Annotated in this window: 17 protein-coding genes; 7 read left to right on the top strand and 10 right to left on the bottom strand. The window is 68.2% G+C overall.

Features of this window, described 5'->3' with window-relative positions; genetic code table 11:
* Positions 1-17: 17 nt before the first annotated feature.
* Both AC6LJ2_RS04765 and AC6LJ2_RS04760 read right to left on the bottom strand, forming a co-directional pair.
* Positions 18-224 carry a DUF2783 domain-containing protein gene (locus tag AC6LJ2_RS04765; RefSeq protein WP_263909432.1) on the bottom strand — a complete coding sequence of 69 codons (207 nt, stop codon included), beginning with the start codon at positions 222-224 and terminating at the stop codon, positions 18-20.
* Positions 199-1,908, bottom strand: coding sequence for an FAD-dependent monooxygenase (locus AC6LJ2_RS04760; protein ID WP_498150903.1), 1,710 nt, complete (start codon positions 1,906-1,908; stop codon positions 199-201). Before AC6LJ2_RS04760 ends, AC6LJ2_RS04765 begins: the two co-directional genes overlap by 26 nt.
* A 146-nt stretch (positions 1,909-2,054) precedes the next feature.
* On the opposite strand from AC6LJ2_RS04760, the gene AC6LJ2_RS04755 reads away from it, so the two are divergent.
* The gene (locus AC6LJ2_RS04755; RefSeq protein WP_445657580.1) at positions 2,055-2,849 is read left to right on the top strand and encodes a helix-turn-helix transcriptional regulator; all 795 of its coding nucleotides are present in this window, start codon (positions 2,055-2,057) and stop codon (positions 2,847-2,849) included.
* A 47-nt stretch (positions 2,850-2,896) separates the two neighbouring features.
* On the opposite strand, the gene AC6LJ2_RS04750 is transcribed toward AC6LJ2_RS04755, so the two are convergent.
* Positions 2,897-3,439, bottom strand: a complete 543-nt coding sequence (locus AC6LJ2_RS04750) for an SMI1/KNR4 family protein (RefSeq protein WP_498150902.1) — start codon at positions 3,437-3,439, stop codon at positions 2,897-2,899.
* Between the two features lie 194 nt (positions 3,440-3,633).
* Here AC6LJ2_RS04750 and AC6LJ2_RS04745 point away from each other — a divergent pair, with 194 nt between their 5' ends.
* Positions 3,634-4,947, top strand: a complete 1,314-nt coding sequence (locus AC6LJ2_RS04745; RefSeq protein ID WP_263909440.1) for an ATP-binding protein — start codon at positions 3,634-3,636, stop codon at positions 4,945-4,947.
* A gap of 84 nt (positions 4,948-5,031) precedes the next feature.
* Positions 5,032-6,582 (top strand): argininosuccinate lyase, encoded by a 1,551-nt coding sequence (locus AC6LJ2_RS04740; protein ID WP_498150901.1) that lies wholly within the window; start codon positions 5,032-5,034, stop codon positions 6,580-6,582.
* Between the two features lie 140 nt (positions 6,583-6,722).
* Here AC6LJ2_RS04740 and prpF read toward each other — a convergent pair whose 3' ends face one another.
* The 3 genes from prpF to AC6LJ2_RS04725 all read right to left on the bottom strand — a co-directional run bounded on the left by prpF (position 6,723) and on the right by AC6LJ2_RS04725 (position 11,301).
* Positions 6,723-7,907, bottom strand: a complete 1,185-nt coding sequence (gene prpF / locus AC6LJ2_RS04735) for a 2-methylaconitate cis-trans isomerase PrpF (protein ID WP_498150900.1) — start codon at positions 7,905-7,907, stop codon at positions 6,723-6,725.
* A gap of 71 nt (positions 7,908-7,978) precedes the next feature.
* Positions 7,979-10,594 (bottom strand): Fe/S-dependent 2-methylisocitrate dehydratase AcnD, encoded by a 2,616-nt coding sequence (gene acnD, locus AC6LJ2_RS04730; protein WP_445657576.1) that lies wholly within the window; start codon positions 10,592-10,594, stop codon positions 7,979-7,981.
* The gene (locus AC6LJ2_RS04725) at positions 10,591-11,301 is read right to left on the bottom strand and encodes a GntR family transcriptional regulator (RefSeq protein ID WP_263909448.1); all 711 of its coding nucleotides are present in this window, start codon (positions 11,299-11,301) and stop codon (positions 10,591-10,593) included. The genes acnD and AC6LJ2_RS04725 overlap by 4 nt, the downstream gene beginning before the upstream one ends.
* 218 nt (positions 11,302-11,519) lie before the next feature.
* Between AC6LJ2_RS04725 and ykgO the strand changes: the two genes are divergently transcribed.
* From ykgO to AC6LJ2_RS04710, 3 genes are read left to right on the top strand one after another with little or no spacing between them, the layout of a single operon-like run.
* On the top strand, positions 11,520-11,660 hold the full coding sequence (ykgO, locus tag AC6LJ2_RS04720) for a type B 50S ribosomal protein L36 (protein WP_025138121.1): 141 nt from the start codon (positions 11,520-11,522) through the stop codon (positions 11,658-11,660).
* 21 nt (positions 11,661-11,681) lie between these two features.
* On the top strand, positions 11,682-12,791 hold the full coding sequence (locus AC6LJ2_RS04715) for an NAD(P)/FAD-dependent oxidoreductase (RefSeq protein WP_498150899.1): 1,110 nt from the start codon (positions 11,682-11,684) through the stop codon (positions 12,789-12,791).
* Positions 12,772-14,412, top strand: a complete 1,641-nt coding sequence (locus AC6LJ2_RS04710) for a nucleoside recognition domain-containing protein (RefSeq protein ID WP_498150898.1) — start codon at positions 12,772-12,774, stop codon at positions 14,410-14,412. Before AC6LJ2_RS04715 ends, AC6LJ2_RS04710 begins: the two co-directional genes overlap by 20 nt.
* A gap of 64 nt (positions 14,413-14,476) precedes the next feature.
* Here the strand turns inward: AC6LJ2_RS04710 and AC6LJ2_RS04705 are convergent, their stop codons facing one another.
* The 3 genes from AC6LJ2_RS04705 to AC6LJ2_RS04695 all read right to left on the bottom strand — a co-directional run bounded on the left by AC6LJ2_RS04705 (position 14,477) and on the right by AC6LJ2_RS04695 (position 16,731).
* Positions 14,477-14,644 carry a hypothetical protein gene (locus tag AC6LJ2_RS04705; protein ID WP_263909454.1) on the bottom strand — a complete coding sequence of 56 codons (168 nt, stop codon included), beginning with the start codon at positions 14,642-14,644 and terminating at the stop codon, positions 14,477-14,479.
* A gap of 68 nt (positions 14,645-14,712) precedes the next feature.
* On the bottom strand, positions 14,713-15,780 hold the full coding sequence (locus AC6LJ2_RS04700; protein WP_498150897.1) for an alginate lyase family protein: 1,068 nt from the start codon (positions 15,778-15,780) through the stop codon (positions 14,713-14,715).
* 114 nt (positions 15,781-15,894) lie between these two features.
* Positions 15,895-16,731 carry an alpha/beta hydrolase gene (locus tag AC6LJ2_RS04695; protein ID WP_498150896.1) on the bottom strand — a complete coding sequence of 279 codons (837 nt, stop codon included), beginning with the start codon at positions 16,729-16,731 and terminating at the stop codon, positions 15,895-15,897.
* A 112-nt stretch (positions 16,732-16,843) separates the two neighbouring features.
* Here AC6LJ2_RS04695 and AC6LJ2_RS04690 point away from each other — a divergent pair, with 112 nt between their 5' ends.
* A complete protein-coding gene (locus tag AC6LJ2_RS04690) occupies positions 16,844-17,320 on the top strand; it encodes a hypothetical protein (RefSeq protein ID WP_498150895.1) in 477 nt (158 codons plus the stop codon).
* On the opposite strand, the gene AC6LJ2_RS04685 is transcribed toward AC6LJ2_RS04690, so the two are convergent.
* Positions 17,281-17,657, bottom strand: a 377-nt coding sequence (locus tag AC6LJ2_RS04685) for a M20/M25/M40 family metallo-hydrolase (RefSeq protein ID WP_498150894.1), incomplete at its 5' end; no start/stop codon positions are given. The genes AC6LJ2_RS04690 and AC6LJ2_RS04685 overlap by 40 nt on opposite strands.

Here is a 17,657-nt window from a genome sequence, read left to right as displayed (position 1 = left end):
GACGCCGTTTCCGTGGGTCAGGGGATGTGCAGGGGGGGCGGTTCGGCGCGCGCCGCCAGCACTTCATCGACGGCCGACTGCACCCGGGCGGCGTCGTCCACCGCTTCGATGAGCAGCAGCGACAGCCGCGCCAGGCTGTCGCGTTGATCCACGGGGTCGGGCTGGTCGGTCAACGCGATCAGGCGTTCGAGCAGGTCATCAAGCTGTTGCTGTGAGGGCGGCATGAAGGGAGTCTCCGGGAGAATGCCGCAGGCCGTGGGCCGGGGCAGTGGGGAACGTCGGGCCGTCGGCGCGGCCCAGCGCGGCATCGATCCAGGTCGTGATCTGCGCGGGGGGAAACGCCTGCGCGTCGCCTGCCGCCATGAGGTGCTGATCGGGTCGCACCAGCCAGGTCGCGCCGTCCAGGGCCAGGCCAAGCTGATGCGCCAGGGCGGCGCGGCCCCGCGCATCGCACAGCGGCCCGACCGCGACCCAGTGCACCCGCGCATCGGCGTGCGTGGCCACGGCAGCCTCGGGCGGCAGGGCCTCGCCGAATACCAGCACCGTGAACCAGGGGCCCAACAGCGCATGCAGGGACAGGCCGTCGGCCTGCCGCAGCACGATGTTGGGCAGCGCGCGGCCGGCGTGGGCATGGGTGCCATGCACCAGCGGCGAAGGGGGATAGACCGCGGGCATGCACAGGCGGCCGGTATTGATCAGGCGGGCGGTGGCCTCGTGTTGCGGTGCGAGCGCGATGATGGCGTCGCGCCACAGCGCGGCCGACCGGGCCGTGCCGGGATAGACAAAGCGCGACGAGCGCCGCGCCTGGCGGATGTTCTCCATGGCTGCGTGCTTGCGCTCGTGGCTGTAGCTGTCCAGCAGCGACGCATCCGCCTGCCCTTGCAGCAGCAGCGCCAGCTTCCAGCCCAGGTTGTCCGCATCCTGGATGCCGCCGTTGCCGCCGCGTGCGCCAAAGGGCGCGACCAGATGGGCCGAGTCGCCCGCGAACAGCACGCGGCCGTGGCGCAGGCTGTCCAGGCATTCGTGGCGGTAGGCCCAGACGCCATGCCAGGCGATATCGAAGTCGACCGATTCGCCCACCAGGTCGCGCACGCGTTGGCGCATGCCGGCCTCTGTTGCCGCGGCCTCGGCGTCCTCGTCGGGCCGCAGCTGGAAATCCAGCCGCCAGGTGTCGTCGGCCATCTTGTGGCGCCAGACCGCGCGGCCGTGGTTGCTGCCGGCGTCCAGCCAGGTCCAGCGCTCTTCGGGCCAGGTGGTGCCGCGCAGGACGATGTCGATGATGATCCAGCGGTCTTCGGTGCGGTCGTAGACGCGCGGTTGCAGGCCCAGCAGGCCGCGCACCGCGCTGTGTGCGCCGTCGCAGGCCACCACCCACTGGGCGCGGGTGGCATAGGCGCCGTCGGGCGTCTGTACCCGCAGCGTGACGGGGCCGTCGGCGCAGGGGGCGATGCCGACGACGGCGTTCAACCAGCGCAGGTCGGCCAGCGGTTCACGCTGCAAGGCGTCGACCAGGAAGGCTTCCAGATAGTATTGCTGCAGGTTCACGAAGCCGTTGTGGCGCATGTCCGGCTGGTCCTGTAGCGTGAACGATGCCACCGCCTTGTCGCGGCACAGCACGCGGCCGATGTTCCAGCGCACGCCCTTGTCGACCACCGCGCCGGCCATGCCCAGCCGGTCGAAGATATCCAGCGTGCGCTGTGCCCAGACCATGCCGCGCGAGGCCAGGCCGCGCACGCCGACGGTGTTGTCGTCGTCCAGCACCACCACGGCAATGCCGCGGCGCACCAGGTCCAGCGCCAGCGTCAGGCCGGAAAGCCCGGCGCCGACGATGGCGACGGCATGCGGCTCGGCGCGCGGGCCGTCCATCTCGGCGGGCCGGATATAGGGGTAGAGGGGAAGCTCTGTCATCGTTTTCCCTAGCGTCTTGTGTTTTGTCTCTTGCCCCACTCTAGGAGCGCGACGCGGGCCCGTCATGTCCTCACGGAAGAGGACACACGGAAGGCGGGGGTTGACCTTAGAATCGGGAAAACACGTCCGTACGAGGACCCAGAACCATGGAAGAGACAAGCACGCCGCTGGCGGCGGCCGGGGGGACGGACCAATGGGCGGCATCCGCCGTGATGGACCTGGGCGGGCCGATGTTCCATGCCGCGCTGCTGCTGGCCCTGCGCGAAACGGTGGCGGCCGATCACGTGGCCCACGTGTTCTACGGGCACGACGGCTCGGTGCAGTATTCGTCGGCCGCCAGCCTCTTGAACCAGTCCCTGATCGAATGGACCACCAACGTCTACGTCGACGATGAGTTCTATCGCCGCGATCCCAACTACGCGCTGCTGCGCGACCTGGCCTGTCACCCCGAGGGACAGCCGGACCTGATCATCCAGACGCCCACGCCGGGACACATCCTGGATGCCGAATACCGCCGCCTGCTGTTCGAGCGGCCGGGCTTTGCCAGCAAGATTTCACTGATCGGGGCGCGCAGCGAAGGCATCAGCTACCTGAACCTGTATTTTTCGCGCACGCATTCGGCGGACGTGACCGACCTGATGCGCGGCCGCGCGCCGCTCTTGATCGCGCTGGCGCGGCGCCATCAACAGCTATGTCGGCGCGAGGCCGCGCCGGCACCCGTGGCGGCCTGGCCGGCCGACCTGTCGTTTCGTGAGATCCAGGTGGCGAACCTGCTGCGCCAGGGCCACACGGCCAAGGAAGTGGGCCGCGCGCTGGGCCTGTCGCCCACCACGGTGGTGACCTACAAGAACCGCATCTTCAAGAAGAGCAAGGTCGCCAGCCTGAAGGAATTCCTGATCAAGGCGCCGGTGGCACGCGAGGCCTCGCATGGCCCCTCGTAGCGGCTGACAGGGTCTGGGCACGCCGGCTGTCGAGTGCCTCCCGGCCGTCACGCCATCTTCGCGTACAGCCGGATCAGATCATCGAACGACGCAGCGACGGGCATGAACCAGCCGTCGTCAATGAAGCCGTCGACCAGGGCGTCGACATCCTGGCCCCGGATGTCCAGGTCTTCGTAGACCGAGGCCATCTCGCCATCGGTGTACATGATGCGGCCCTGGTGCGTGCCCTGGCTGATTTCCACGTAGGTACAGAAGTCGCCGCCCAAACCCAGCACGGGGGCGAAGGGCAGGAAGGCGGGGTTGTGAAAGCCCATTTTCGGGGTCAGCAGCGCCAGGTCCAGGTGGGGGGTGCCATTGCCGATGCCGAAAAAGGTATTCATGTCGGCCAGCGCGGGCGAGACGCCGGCCCGGTGGGCCTGGTCGAAATCGAAGCCGAAGCGCAGGCCGTTGCTGCGCGCCAGGAACGCCTTGTAGCCATCGGAAAAGCGCGTTTGCCAGGCGTGCTCGTAGGCCTGGATGGCGGCGCGGTCGGCGCCGGGGAACGATTGCAGGATCTTGCCCGAACGCAGGAGTTTCTCTAGCGGGTCCATGGGGTGGAAGTCCTTTCGAGGTTGGCGCAGCGAATCCGCCAGGCAGCGGACGGGAAGGCAACGCCAGGATAACGCGCCTTCCACGTCACCGGTGTTTCACGATTTTTCACAAATCCCCCACAAATGGCGGCGGATCGGAGCCGGCTTTTGTCCCTATGATCCCGAGCCGCCGGCTGTCGGCGCCTGGGCCTGCAATGTTCAAATTCTTCGTTCGATTCTTCATCGTGGTCGTGATCAGCCTGTGCCTGGCCTACCAGCTGGTGGACAAGGGCCTGGGCAAGCTGTTCAAGCCGACGGTGGACGAGATTGCCTACCAGTCGCTGCGAGGCCAGGTCTACGAACTGCACCAGCGGCTGGATGGCGTGCCGCCGGCCGAGCGCGAAGCCGCGTTGCGTGAACAGGTGGTGCCGCACTACGGTCTGGCGTTGCGCCTGCTGCCGCCGGACCAGGTGCGGTTGACGCAGGGCGAACGCGAGCAGCTCGAGAGCCGGGGCTTCGTGATGCGCGACGAATACAACACGCACCTGGTGCCGTTGCCGGGCGAGCCGGCGCAATGGCTGGAATTGCGCCTGCCAGGCGAGGGCGTGGTCGATACCTTGCTGACCTGGAGTCTATGGACCTTCCTGACGGTGATGGTGGGCTTGGGGCTGCTGGCTTTGTGGGCGCTGCCGATGTGGCGCGACATGGACCGGCTGCGCAACGCGGCGGTGCGCATGGGGCAGGGCGAGCTGGGCATGCGGGTGCAGTTGTCGCGGATGACGGGCATTCGCCACGTGGGCGAAAGCTTCAACTACATGGCGGGCCGCATCGCTACGTTGATCGAGAACCAGCGCAGCCTGACCAATGCCGTGTCACATGAATTGCGCACGCCGCTGGCGCGGCTGTCGTTCGAGGTGGACGTGCTGGACCGCAGCGGCCTGCCGCCGGCACACGGCCGGGTGCTGCGCGACATGCGGGCGGATATTTCCGAACTGGAAAGCATGGTGGCCGAGCTGCTGGTGTATGCGCGGCTGGAGCGGCCCGCCGACGACGCCGTGAAGCAGGAAACGGTGGATACGCGTGATTGGCTGGGCGAGGCGCTGGCCCAGGTGGCGCACCAGGCCGATGCACGCAATGTACGCTGTGTGGTGGTGGAGGGGCATCCGCCGCACGTCAGCCTGAACCCGCGCTACATGAGCCGGGCGCTCTTGAACCTGGTGCAGAACGCGGTGCGCTACGCGCGCGGCCGCATCGAGATCGCGCTGGCGCGCTGTCCGCATGGCGGCTTCGAGCTGATTGTGGATGATGACGGGCCGGGCATCCCCGCCGAGGATCGCGCCCGGGTCTTCGAACCCTTCACCCGCCTGGATGAAAGCCGCGACCGCGGCACGGGCGGCGCGGGCTTGGGCCTGGCGATCGTGCAGCGCGTGGCGGCCAGCCACCGCGGCACCATTCAGGTGTTCGACAGCCCGCTGGGCGGCGCGCGTTTCGTGTTGCGGTGGGCGGTGCCCGCGGGGCAGCCGGGATAATTGCATTTTGATGGCGGTCCGCGCAAAAATGGCGCTTGGCATCGGGGGCTTCCCCTGCCGACTCTTCCCCATAACGAGAACGCCATGAGACATTTTCTGCCCGCCCTGGGCGCAGCCCTTGTATTTTCCCTAGGCAGCCAAGCGGCCCTGGCGCAACAGGCGCCTGCGGCATCCGCCGCTGCCAAGCCGCCCGCGCGCGACCCGTTCTTTTGGCTGGGCGAGATCAACAAGGCCACGGCCGTGATCAACACCGACGAAGGGCTGCTGGACAAGTCCATGGCGCCGCGCCTGGCGGCCGGCGTGGCCAAGGTGATCAACGATGGCAACCAGCCCGGCGCCAAGCGGCCAGCCAGCGTCATCACGTTCGAACCGCTGCTGATCAAGGCGGCCGGCGAAGACGTGACGCTGCTGCACGCGGGCCGTTCCAGCCAGGACATGCACGCCACCTACCGCAGCGCGATCCTGCGCGACAAGCTGCTGGAACTGGCGGACCAGCTGAACGCCACGTCGACCACGCTGGTGGAACTGGCGGCCAAGCACGCCGGCACCATCGTGCCGAACTACACCAACGGCGTGGCGGCGCAGCCGAACAGCTATGGCCACTATCTGCTGGGCCAGGCGGCGGGGCTGGCGCGCGATGCGCAACGCATCCGCGAGGCTTATGTGCGCATCGACCGTTCGCCCATGGGTACCACGGTGCTGAACGGCACCAGCTGGCCGCTGGACAGAAAGCGCATGGCGCAATACCTGGGTTTCACGGCGCTGGTGGACAACGCTTATGACGCCTCGCAGATCTCGTCGATGGACCAGCCGGTGGAAGTGGCGTCCATCGTGACCAGCATCGCATTGCGCACGGGCAATTTCGTGGAAGACGTGATGACGCAGTACGCGCAATCGCGTCCGTGGATTCTGCTGGAAGAGGGCGGCGGCAATACCTATGTGTCCAGCGCCATGCCGCAAAAGCGCAATCCGGGCTTGCTCAACGATACGCGCAGCGATGCGTCGACGGCGGTGACGCTGGCGATGGGGCCGGTGATCCAGACGCACAACATCACCCCGGGCATGAGCGACCCCAAGGACGTGAAGCAGAATTCGGCGATGGTCGACAGCGGCATCTTGGCGCTCAAGCGCTGGGACCGGGTCCTGAAGGCCATGGTCATCAGTCCGGACCGTGCGCTGGAAGAACTGAACAGCGACTGGACGGCGTCGCAGGAACTGGCCGACGTGCTGATGCGCAAGTACAAGCTGCCGTTCCGCGATGGGCATCATTTCGCGTCGGAAGTCGTGACCTACGCCAAGACCAACAACATCAAGCCGCTGGACTTCCCGTATGACCAGGCGCGCCGCATCTATGCCGAGGCGATGAAGGGATCGAAGTACCCGAACGAACTGCCGATGAGCGAAGCCGAGTTCCGCGCGACGCTGGACCCGGTGGCCATCGTGAAGAACCGCGCCACCATCGGCGGGCCGCAGCCGGCCGAGATGGATCGCATGATCAAGGAAGCGCGCGAGCAGTTGGCGTCGCAGGATAAGTGGATCAAGGAACGCCGCGGTCACATCGCGGATTCGCTGGCCAGCCTGGACAAGGCGTTTGACGCGCTGGTGGCCAGCGCGCCTAAAGAGCAGGGCAAGTAAGGCCCGGGCCGTGATGCAGGGCAGCGGCTGGAGCGAATGCCTTGCGGGTCGGGCGGCGCGCCAGGTGGGCGCCGGGGCATGCCCGGAACGGTTCCATCGATGGAGGGCCTGCGGCAGCGCATGCCGCAGGCCCTTCCGATTCAGAACCCCGTGCGCGGCACGTGTACGCGGCCTTCCATCAGCACGCGTGCGCTGCGGCTCATGATGGCCTTGGTGACGGTCCATTCGCCGTCGACCAATTGGGCCTCGGCGCCCACGCGCAGCGTGCCCGACGGGTGGCCGAAGCAGACCTGGTCGCGCCGGCCGCCGCCGGCCGCCAGGTTGACCAGCGTGCCGGGCACGGCGGCGGCGGTGGCGATGGCGACCGACGCGGTGCCCATCATGGCGTGGTGCAGCTTGCCCATGGACAGGGCGCGCACCAGCACGTCGATGTCATTCGCGCCGATCTGCTTGCCGCTGGACGCGGTGTAGGCCTTGGGGCCGGCCACGAAGGCGACCTTGGGGGTGTGCTGGCGGGCGGCGGCTTCTTCCAGGGATTTGATCAGGCCCATGCGCAGCGCGCCGTGGGCGCGGATGGTTTCGAAGCGGGCCAGCGCGGCGGCGTCGCCGTTGATGTCGTCCTGCAGTTCGGCGCCGCTGTAGCCCAGCGCGTCGGCGTTCAGGAAGATGGTGGGAATGCCGGAGTTGATCATGGTGGCCTTGAAGGTGCCCACGCCGGGCACTTCCAGGTCGTCCACCAGGTTGCCGGTGGGGAACATCGAGCCGCCGTCGCCTTCTTCGGCCGGGTTCATGAATTCCAGCTGCAGCTCGGCGGCGGGGAAGGTCACGCCGTCCAGTTCGAAGTCGCCGGTTTCCTGCACGGCGCCGTCGGTGATGGGCACGTGGGCGATGATGGTCTTCTGGATGTTGGCCTGCCAGATGCGCACCACGGCGATGCCGTTTTGCGGCACGCGGGCCGGATCGATCAGGCCGTTGGTGATGGCGAAGGGGCCGACCGCGGCGGACAGGTTGCCGCAGTTGCCGCTCCAGTCGACAAAGGCCTGGTCGATCGAGACCTGGCCGAACAGGTAGTCCACGTCATGGTCGGGGCGGGTGCTCTTGCCGACGATGACGGTCTTGCTGGTGCTGGAGGTGGCCGCGCCCATGCCGTCGATCTGCTTGCCGTAGGGGTCCGGGCTGCCGATGACGCGCATCAGCAGTGCGTCGCGGGCCGGGCCCGGCACGCGGGCGGATTCGGGCAGGTCGTCCAGCTTGAAGAACACGCCTTTGCTGGTGCCGCCGCGCATGTAGGTGGCGGCAATCTTGATCTGGGGTGCGTGGGCCATGGGGCAGTCCTGATGTCTTGAATGTGGGCGGCGGGCGCGCGGGGCGCCCGCCTTGATGAGGGTTGCGGGGATCAGCCGGCCTGCTTGGCCGAGCCGGCCGATTCGGCCTCCAGGAAGTCTTGCGCGAAGCGCTGCAGCACGCCGCCGGCTTCGTAGATGGAGACTTCCTCGGCTGTGTCCAGGCGGCAGGTCATGGGCACTTGCAGCGTTTCGCCATTGCGCCGGTGCACCACCAGCGTCAGGTCGGCGCGCGGCTTGCGTTCGCCGACCACGTCGTAGCTTTCGGTGCCGTCCAGGCCCAGCGTCTTGCGGTTCACGCCCGGCTTGAATTCCAGCGGCAGCACGCCCATGCCGATGAGGTTGGTGCGGTGGATGCGTTCGAAGCCTTCGGCGGCGATGGCTTCGACGCCGGCCAGGCGCACGCCCTTGGCGGCCCAGTCGCGCGACGAACCCTGGCCGTAGTCGGCGCCGGCCACGATGATGAGCGGCTGCTTGCGGTCCATGTAGGTTTCGATGGCTTCCCACATGCGCATCTCTTTGCCTTCGGGTTCCACGCGCGCCAGCGAGCCCTGTTTGATCGTGCCGTCGGCGTTCTTCACCATTTCGTTGAAGAGCTTGGGGTTGGCGAAGGTGGCGCGCTGCGCGGTGAGGTGGTCGCCGCGGTGGGTGGCGTACGAGTTGAAGTCTTCTTCGGGCAGGCCCATCTTGTGCAGGTATTCGCCCGCGGCGCTGTCCATCAGGATGGCGTTGGACGGCGACAGGTGGTCGGTGGTGATGTTGTCGCCCAGCACGGCCAGCGGCAGCATGCCGCGCAGCGTGCGCGCGCCGGCCAACGCGCCTTCCCAGTATGGCGGCCGGCGGATGTAGGTGCTTTGCGGGCGCCAGGCGTACAGCGGGCTGACGCCGGCCTGGCGTTCGTTCTGGATGCCGAACATGGGCGCGTAGACCTTGCGGAACTGCTCGGGCTTGACGGCGGCCTTGACCGTGGCGTCGATCTCGGCATCGGTGGGCCAGATGTCCTTCAGGCGAATCTCGCGGCCATCGGCGGTGGTGCCCAGCACGTCGCGTTCGATGTCGAAGCGGATGGTGCCGGCGATGGCATAGGCCACCACCAGCGGCGGCGAGGCCAGGAAGGCCTGCTTGGCGTAGGGGTGGATGCGGCCGTCGAAGTTGCGGTTGCCGGACAGCACGGCGGTGGCGTACAGGTCGCGGTCGATGATTTCCTGCTGGATCACGGGGTCCAGCGCGCCCGACATGCCGTTGCACGTGGTACAGGCAAACGCCACGACGCCGAAGCCGAGCTTTTCCAGGTCTTCGGTCAGGCCGGCTTCGTCCAGGTACAGGGCCACGGCCTTGGAACCGGGGGCCAGCGAGCTCTTGACCCAGGGCTTGCGGGTCAGGCCGGCGCGGTTGGCGTTGCGCGCCAGGAGGCCCGCGGCGATGACGTTGCGCGGGTTGCTGGTGTTGGTGCAGCTGGTGATGGCGGCGATGATGACGGCGCCGTCGGGCATCAGGCCCGGCTGGTTCTCGACCACGCCGGAAATGCCGCGTTCGGCCAGGTCGGCCACGGGCAGGCGGCGGTGCGGGTTGGACGGACCGGCCAGGGTGCGCACCACGGTCGACAGGTCAAAGCGCAGCACGCGTTCGTATTCGGCGGTCTTCAGGCTGTCGGACCACAGCCCGGCGGTCTTGGCGTAGGTTTCCACCAGCGCGATCTGCTCGTCTTCGCGGCCGGTCAGGCGCAGGTAGTCGATGGTCTGCTGGTCGATCGAGAACATCGCGGCCGTGGCGCCGTATTCGGGCGCCATGTTCGAGATGGTGGCGCGGTCGCCCAGCGTCAGGCTGGCGGCGCCTTCGCCGTAGAACTCCAGGTAGGCGCCCACGACCTTTTCCTTGCGCAGGAATTCGGTCAGCGTCAGCACCACGTCGGTGGCGGTGATGCCGGGTTGGGCGCGGCCCGACAGTTCGACGCCGATGATGTCGGGCAGGCGCATCCACGAGGCGCGGCCCAGCATGACGTTTTCGGCTTCCAGGCCACCCACGCCGATGGCGATGACGCCCAGCGCGTCCACGTGCGGGGTGTGGCTGTCGGTGCCGACCAGCGTGTCGGGGAAGGCCACGCCGTCTTGCGTGTAGATCACCGGCGACATCCGCTCCAGGTTGATCTGGTGCATGATGCCGTTGCCCGGGGGCACGACTTCGATGTTGCGAAAGGCCTGTTTGGTCCAGTCGATGAAGTGGAAGCGGTCTTCGTTGCGGCGGTCTTCGACGGCGCGGTTCTTTTCGAACGCGTCGGGGTCGTTGCCGCCGTATTCCACGGCCAGCGAGTGGTCGACGATCAACTGCACCGGCACCACCGGGTTGACCTTGGCGGGGTCGCCGCCCTTGTCGGCGATGGCGTCGCGCAGGCCGGCCAGGTCGACCAGCGCGGTCTGGCCCAGGATGTCATGACAGACAACGCGGGCCGGATACCACGGAAAGTCCAGGTCGCGGCGGCGTTCGATCAGCTGCTTGAGCGCATCGGTCAGCATCGCGGGGTCGCAGCGGCGCACCAGGTTCTCGGCGTGCACGCGCGAGGTATAGGGCAGGCGGTCGTACGCGCCGGGCGAAATGGCGTCCACGGCGGCGCGGGTGTCGAAGTAGTCCAGGCGGGTGCCGGGCAGGGGCTTGCGATAGGATTTGTTCATGCCTCGGTGCGCTTCAGGTTGCCCTGAGCGATCTGATTTTCGATGTTGAGACGGGATGCGCGGATGTGGCGGCGCATCAGGAGTTCAGCCAGCTCGCCATCGCGGTCGGCGATGGCGTCAAGAATGCGGTGGTGCTCGGCATACGACTGCCGGGGGCGATTCGGGGTGGTCGAATACTGGATGCGGTACATGCGCGCCAGTTGGTAGAGCTCGTCGCAGAGCATGCGAAACAGCATGTCGTTGCCGCTGCCTTTGACGATGCGGTAGTGGAAGTCGTAGTCGCCCTCCTGCTGGTAGTAGCCGATGCCTGCCTGGAAGGCTGCGTCTTTTTCGTGGGCTTGCAGCACCTGGCGCAGCTCTTCGATTTCCGCGGGCGGCATGCGGTCGGCAGCCAGGCGGCAGGCCATGCCTTCCAGGGATTCGCGGATTTCATACAGCTCGGCCAGCTCTTTGGGGCTGAGCGACACGACGCGGGCGCCGGCGTGCGGCACGCGCACCAGCAGCTTCTGGCCTTCCAGCCGGTGCAGGGCCTCGCGCAGCGGACCCCGGCTGACGCCATGGATGCGCGCCAGTTCCGGTTCTGAGATCTTGCTGCCGGGGGCGATTTCGCCTTTGACGATGGCGGACTGGATCTTGCGGAAGATGTGTTCCGCCAGGGTCTCGTTATCGCCAGGCTCGGCGCTGGGTAGCGTCAGCACTTTGCTCATTGTGTCAACAATCTGGTCTTTATCTGGGTGAAAACCCGGTTTAAGTCGCCTTCGGGCGATGGATTGTCAACAATTTACCTGCGAGGCGCCATGGCTGCAAGCCCTGGTTTTGAATGCGGCGTGACAAATAGAATGTTATTACATATCATTATTGTCTGGCCCTTGATCCCGCTGGCGCGAGATCGGGGCCTGCATTCTCATTCCTTCCGGAGCCCCGCATGAAAGTCCTTTCCTCTCTCAAAGACGCCAAGACCCGCCACCGGGACTGCCAGGTCGTCAAACGCCGCGGGCGCATCTACGTGATCTGCAAGTCCAACCCGCGCTTCAAGGCGCGCCAGGGCGGCGCGAAAAACAAGTAACGGCGCATCGTGCAATCGAACGTGCTTGACGTTGCCGTGGTGGGCGCCGGCCCCGCCGGGATCGGCATGGCTGTCGCATTGGCGCGGCACGGGGTGCGGCGGCTCGTGGTGATCGACCGGCACCAGGTGGGCGCCTCGTTCCTGGCATGGCCGCAGGAAACGCGCTTCATCACGCCGTCGTTCTACAGCAATCCGTTTGGCCTGGCGGACCTGAACGCCGTGACCGAGACCAGTTCGCCCGCGTTGTCGGCGGGCATGGAGCACCTGGACGGGTCACGCTATGCGCAGTACCTCGAACGGGTGGCGCAGGCCCACGAGGTGCCGCTGGCGCTGGGGTGCGACGTGACGGGGCTGGCGCGCGGGCCGCGCGGCGAATTTCGGCTGGATACGTCCAAGGGGACGGCGCTGGCGCGGTCGGTGGTGTGGGCCACGGGTGAATACCAGTATCCGGACCTGCGGCCCTTTGCGGGGGCGCAGGCTTGCGTGCATTACGCCGAGGTGGACAGTTGGTCTGCCTTCGACGGCGATGACTACCTGGTGATCGGCGGCTACGAAAGCGGCGTGGATGCGGCCGTGAACCTGGTGGCCGGCGGCGCCCGCGTGCAGTTGCTGGCGCGCAAGTCGACCTGGGACCCGGCCAGCCCGCACGACCCCAGCCTGTCGCTGTCGCCGTACAGCCGTCAGCGGCTGTACCAGGCATTGGACAGCGGTCGGTTGCAGATCGCGTTCGGGGTCAACGTGCTGGAGGTGCGGCGCGAGGCCGCGGGCTTCGTGGCGCTGGCCGAGGACGGCCGCGTGTTTGCCAGCGTGCACGAGCCGATCCTGGGCACCGGCTTTCTGCGGGGCGGCGGCGCGCAGTTGATCCGCGAATGCTTCGACTGGACGGCCGATGGCCGGCCGGTCCTGAGCGCGCATGACGAATCCACGCTGACGCCCGGCCTGTTCCTGGCGGGGCCGCAGGTGCGGCAGGACCGCCGCATCTATTGCTTCATCTATAAGTTCCGCCAGCGCTTTGAAGGCGTGGCGCGGAGGGTGGCACAGCACTTGGGCCTGCCGCCGCAAGAAGAGGCGCCGGGTGCCTGGGGCCCGTTCGGCAATGCGGATTGCTGCGATGACGCCTGCGAATGCTGACACGGTGGTATTGGCCGGGCTGGAGAATGCGGGCAAATCGGCGCTGTTTCGCAGCCTGACGGGCCAGGCGGTCGGCGACGAGAACAACGTGCCGGGGTCCACCGTGGCCTGCCGCGAGGCCTGGCTGCGCGATACCGGCACCCGGCTGGTGGATACGCCGGGCGTGCGGCTGCGCGAAGACAGCGCCGCCACCCGACTGGCCCTGGCGCGGCTGACGCCCGCCGCCGTGGTGGCGGTGGTGATGCGCGTGACCGATGCGCCGGCGCGCATGCGCGAACTGCTGGCCATGCTGGCGGGGGCGCGGCGTGTGTGCGTGGTGCTGACCTTCGCGGACAAGTGCGACGACGGACCGGCGCTGGCTGCGCGTTGCGGCGCCGCGTTGGGCGTGCCGGTGGCGGCCATCAACGCGCGCACGCCTGCGACGCAGGAACTGGTGGCGGTGCGTGCGGCGTTGGCGGGCGCGGCCTTGCTGCCCGCCGCGCCTGCACCGTTGATCGCCTGGCACGCGGCCGGCCTGCGCCGGCCGCAGCGCACGCCGTTCGACCACGCCCGGCTGGGGGCGTGGTGGGCATTGTTGGCGTTGGTATCGATGTTTGCGTTGCCGGTGGTGCTGGCCTACCTGCTGTCCGGCTGGCTGCAACCCTGGGCCGATGCCGCGCTGGTGCAGCCGCTGACCGAGGCGTTGGCACTCGCGCCGGCCGCGTTGCAGACGGTGCTGGTCGGCAGCTATGGCCTGGTCAGCCTGGGGCTGTATTCCTTCATCTGGGCGTTTCCGGTGGTGGCGCTGATCGGCGTGTCGATGGCGCTGTCCGAAGAAAGCGGGCTGAAGGACCGCATGACCGCGGCGCTGGACCCGGCGCTGCGGCACATCGGCCTGAGCGGACGCGACCTGATCCCGGTGCTGTCGGGCTTTGGCTGCAATGTGGTGGCCACGTTCCAGAGCCGGGGCTGCTCGGCCTGCACGCGGCGCGCCTGCGTCAGTCTGATCGCGTTCGGTTCGGCGTGCAGTTACCAGATCGGCGCGACGCTGTCGGTGTTCGGCGCGGCCGGGCGGCTGTGGCTGTTTGCGCCGTACCTGTTCCTGCTGTTCGTCGTCGGTGCGGTGCACACGCGGCTGTGGCACGGGGCGTTGCGGGCCGATGCCGCCGCGTCGCTGTCCGGCCAGGCGTATCTGCAATGGCCGTCCTGGCGCGGGGTGGCCTGGCGTCTGCGCGCCGTGTTGGCGCAATTCCTGAAGCAGGCGATGCCGGTGTTTCTGCTGATCTGCCTGTTCGCATCCCTGCTGGAAGGCATGGGCGCCATCCAGGCGCTGTCGTCGTGGCTGGCCGCGCCCATGGCGGCGCTGGGCTTGCCGGCGCAGGCGGCGGGCGGCGTGGTGTTTTCGCTGTTGCGCAAGGATGGCCTGCTGGCGCTGAACCAGGGGCAGGGCGCGCTGCTGGCGCAACTGACGGTGGCGCAGACCTTCGTGCTGGTGTGGCTGGCGTCCACCGCTTCTGCTTGCCTGGTGACGCTATGGACCGTGGGGCGCGAACTGGGGGCTCGTCAGGCGTGGGGCCTGGCGGCGCGTCAGGCGGCGACGTCGCTGGTGTCGGCGTGGTTGCTGGCGCTGGTGTTGATCTGATGCGGCCAAGCCGGCGGCCGGCTGACGCCAGAGAAGGCGGGCCGGCACAGGCAAGGGCGTGTGATTACGGACCGGTATCCGGATAATTCGGGCCGGCGTCGCGGAAGCCGCCGCTGCTGTAGGGATTGGCGGCGCCAGGATGTGGCGGGCCGCCAGGGCCCAGGGACGAACAGCCGCCCAGAATAAGCAGGGCGGCCAGCAAAGCCAGCGCGCGTGTCGGGATGGGTTTCATGGTGATCTCCGGCGGCTGCCCCTCGGCGGCCGCGTACAGCCTGTTTGTCGTTCCAGTTTACGCCTGTGTCAGGGTTTGGGCACGACGCCGTGGCGGGCCATCAGGGTCAGGTTGCCGCCCAGGCGGGGGTCCTTGAACGGCCCTTCGGCGTGCATGGCATCGAAGTCGTGCGGATCGGTGGCATGCTGGCGGTAGAACTCGACCCAGCCGCTGCTGCCGTGTGGCCGTTCGGCCTCTTGCGGCGCACCGGCGCGCTGGGTGAACCAGGCGCTGTCGCGATAGCCATCTGCCACACGGTGCGCCAGCCGGCCCAGCGCGCCCTCGCGGTAGGCGTACCAGTCGTGGCCGGTTTCGTAGGCCAGTTCGGCCATCATGACCAGCGGGGCGGCGGCGTAGTCGTGATAGTGCAGGGCGCGGCGGGCGCGCGCCATTTCCATGGGCAGGCTGCCGTCTGGCTGGATGTCTTCCACGCCTTTGCGGTAAATGGCCTGCGCGGTGCGCAGCAGGTCGGCATCGTGGGTTGCCACTGCCGTGGCCATGATGCCGACGCCGGTCCAGTAATAGTGGTTGTTGCGCTTGTGCCGGGTATCGTCCCAGTAGGCCAGGTTGGCGCGGGACAGTTGCCTGAGCCAGGGTTCGATGACGCCGCGCTGCGCCGGCGTGGCCAGCGGCAGGGTCTTCAGGTAGGCCAGGGCAGCGGCGCCGTGGGTCCATTGACGCAGGTAGTCGGGCTGGTCGTTGTTGCTGCGGATCATGCGGCCCAGCATCGCGCCGTCCTGCGCCCACGCGGCCAGCCAGGCCTGGGCGCAGCGGCCTGCGGCGGCGTCGTTGTCGGCCAGGTAGGCGTCGGACATCGTGGCGATGCGCTGCGCGTAGTCGTCCAGGGGGCGCGTCTGGGCGCGGTTGCGGGTCTGCAACTGCGGATCGATCTTTGAGTGGGCGGCGTCGGTGTAATAGCCCGTGCCTTGCAGGTCGGGCGGCCCGGGAGGCGGTGTCGGGCACTGCGGCGCGGCCGCCAGCGCCTGCGCGCCGGCCAGGGTCAGCAGCAGACCCGTTGCGTATCGCCAGCGGGGCGGCAGGCGGCGCGCAGGGGCCGGAGGGATGCCTGCAATGGGGCGGTGCAAGGGCGAAGTCATCATGCAAACCTGTATTGAAGCGTCGCGACGCGTTCCGAATAGACCTTCCTTCGCGATTTAAGTTGCGTGGCGGCGCGCAGCGCGTCGGCCGCCGATGCCGGGGTTCGTCGCGGTCTAGCGCGCCAGATGGGCGTCGATATAGCGCGAGATGGCGCGGGTTTCGTCGTTGTCTGCACCCACGTCCGCATTGATCTGGGCGTGATTGCGCGCGATACCCAGGATTTCCGCCTGGTTGCCATGCGCGGCGAGCTGGTCGGCGTAGCTGCGCGACCGGCGGCACGGATCCGGCCGCAGGGTCGAGCACACCAGCAGGGTTGGCGATAGCGGGCCGCGCAGTTGGGCGGCGGGCGAGGCCTGGGCCCACTGGGCCGGGTCGGCGCCGAAGGCGTCGTCGTAGAAGGGGGCGTGGGGCCGGGGCATGACGTCCAGCAGGTCGAAGCCGGCGCCGTCCAGGATCACGCTGGCGCGCCAGGGCCGTGCGCCGGTGCGTTGGCGCATGGCGGCGTCGGCGGCCAGCAACGCCAGCAGGTGGCCGCCGGACGAGTGGCCCATGACGATGATGCGGTCCGGATCGGCCCCCCAGCCGGGCGCTTCGCGCTGGACCCAGGCCAGCGCCAGGCCCAGGTCCTGTGCCTGGGTTTCTGGACGCGCGGCTGGCAGTACCCGGGTATTGACCGAGACGATCGCAAAGCCCTTGGGCAGCCAGTAGTCCAGTTTGTTGTCGACGACATCCGAGGCGGCCTTGTCGCCGCCTTTCCAGGCGCCGCCGTGCACCATGACGAGGACGGGGGCGGCCGGTCCGGATGAACGACCGGGCAGATAGACGTCCGCCCGTTGCGCCGCGTCCGGGCCGTAGGGCTGATCGATCAGCGGCGCGGCGGGGGCGGCGGGGGCCGGGCTTGCCCCGGCGCAGGCCAGGGCGAGGGCGATCAACAGGTGGGGCAGGCGCATGGCGGCGGGCGGGATCCAGGGTGCCGGTTACTGTAGCGCGGGTGGGCTGCCGTGGCGACCCGGCGCCGGTTTGTGGCATGCTGCGCCGCTCTTGTCCTTTTTCCTTGCTGCCATGCCTATCAGACTCTTGTCGCGGCTTTGCGATTTTCTGCTGCTGTTTGCCGCCGCGGCGCTGTTCGGCGCCTGCCTGACGGCCAAGTTGCAGACCGGGTCGTACGGACTGGCGATGCCCGATGCGCCTTATCTGTACGAGCGGTCGGACTTCTTTCTGGATGCGTCATTCGCCGGCCTGGTGGCCTGGCTGGCGCTGGCCGTGGCCGAACGGTTTACGCCGTTGGGCCGATCGGCCATCGGCCGCGCCGTGGCCGGCATGGGGGCGGCGCTGCTGGCCATTTATCTGGGGCCGCCGGCCCCGATCGTGTTCGGCAACACCTGGGCGCGCTGGGAACCGACCTTTGAATTGTTCCTGGCCCAGTGGGACATCGCGTTGCCGCTGGCCGTGGCGGTCGTGGCGGCGCGCCAGGGCATTCGCAAGCTGGCGTCCGTGATTTACCCGCGCAGCACCCGATCCAATTCAAGCACCGTCTGATACAGCACGCGCGTGCCGTCCAGCAGTTGCGCCGGTTCGATCCATTCTTCGGGGCAGTGGCTGCGGCCGTTCAGGCAGGGGATGAAGATCATGCCGATGGGGCCGGTGGGCGCCATGTAGACCGCGTCGTGGCCGGCGCCGCTGGGCAGGCGCATGCTGGCGTAGCCCAGCTGGTCGGCGGCAGCCTTGACGGCATCCATCACCAGCGGCGCGCAGTCGGTGGGCTGGGCGCGGCTGAGCTGGGTGAAGCCGGCGGTCAGGCGCAGCGCCTTCAGGTCGTCGGCCACCGAGGCCATCAGCGTTTCGGGAAACGCGTCCAGCACCGCATTGCTGTCGC

The sequence above is a fragment of the Achromobacter sp. 1014246743 genome, from assembly GCF_059760725.1.
Note: the sequence above shows the minus strand (reverse complement) of the source record. Positions and strands in the feature narration are given on the sequence as shown.

Excerpts from the sequence above, each read along its gene's own strand:
- AC6LJ2_RS04765 (WP_263909432.1), bottom strand. The coding sequence starts at position 224 with ATGCCGCCCTCACAGCAACAGCTTGATGACCTGCTCGAACGCCTGATC.
- AC6LJ2_RS04760 (WP_498150903.1), bottom strand. The coding sequence starts at position 1,908 with ATGACAGAGCTTCCCCTCTACCCCTATATCCGGCCCGCCGAGATGGAC.
- AC6LJ2_RS04755 (WP_445657580.1), top strand. The coding sequence starts at position 2,055 with ATGGAAGAGACAAGCACGCCGCTGGCGGCGGCCGGGGGGACGGACCAA.
- AC6LJ2_RS04750 (WP_498150902.1), bottom strand. The coding sequence starts at position 3,439 with ATGGACCCGCTAGAGAAACTCCTGCGTTCGGGCAAGATCCTGCAATCG.
- AC6LJ2_RS04745 (WP_263909440.1), top strand. The coding sequence starts at position 3,634 with ATGTTCAAATTCTTCGTTCGATTCTTCATCGTGGTCGTGATCAGCCTG.
- AC6LJ2_RS04740 (WP_498150901.1), top strand. The coding sequence starts at position 5,032 with ATGAGACATTTTCTGCCCGCCCTGGGCGCAGCCCTTGTATTTTCCCTA.
- prpF (WP_498150900.1), bottom strand. The coding sequence starts at position 7,907 with ATGGCCCACGCACCCCAGATCAAGATTGCCGCCACCTACATGCGCGGC.
- acnD (WP_445657576.1), bottom strand. The coding sequence starts at position 10,594 with ATGAACAAATCCTATCGCAAGCCCCTGCCCGGCACCCGCCTGGACTAC.
- AC6LJ2_RS04725 (WP_263909448.1), bottom strand. The coding sequence starts at position 11,301 with ATGAGCAAAGTGCTGACGCTACCCAGCGCCGAGCCTGGCGATAACGAG.
- ykgO (WP_025138121.1), top strand. The coding sequence starts at position 11,520 with ATGAAAGTCCTTTCCTCTCTCAAAGACGCCAAGACCCGCCACCGGGAC.
- AC6LJ2_RS04710 (WP_498150898.1), top strand. The coding sequence starts at position 12,772 with ATGACGCCTGCGAATGCTGACACGGTGGTATTGGCCGGGCTGGAGAAT.
- AC6LJ2_RS04705 (WP_263909454.1), bottom strand. The coding sequence starts at position 14,644 with ATGAAACCCATCCCGACACGCGCGCTGGCTTTGCTGGCCGCCCTGCTT.
- AC6LJ2_RS04700 (WP_498150897.1), bottom strand. The coding sequence starts at position 15,780 with ATGACTTCGCCCTTGCACCGCCCCATTGCAGGCATCCCTCCGGCCCCT.
- AC6LJ2_RS04695 (WP_498150896.1), bottom strand. The coding sequence starts at position 16,731 with ATGCGCCTGCCCCACCTGTTGATCGCCCTCGCCCTGGCCTGCGCCGGG.
- AC6LJ2_RS04690 (WP_498150895.1), top strand. The coding sequence starts at position 16,844 with ATGCCTATCAGACTCTTGTCGCGGCTTTGCGATTTTCTGCTGCTGTTT.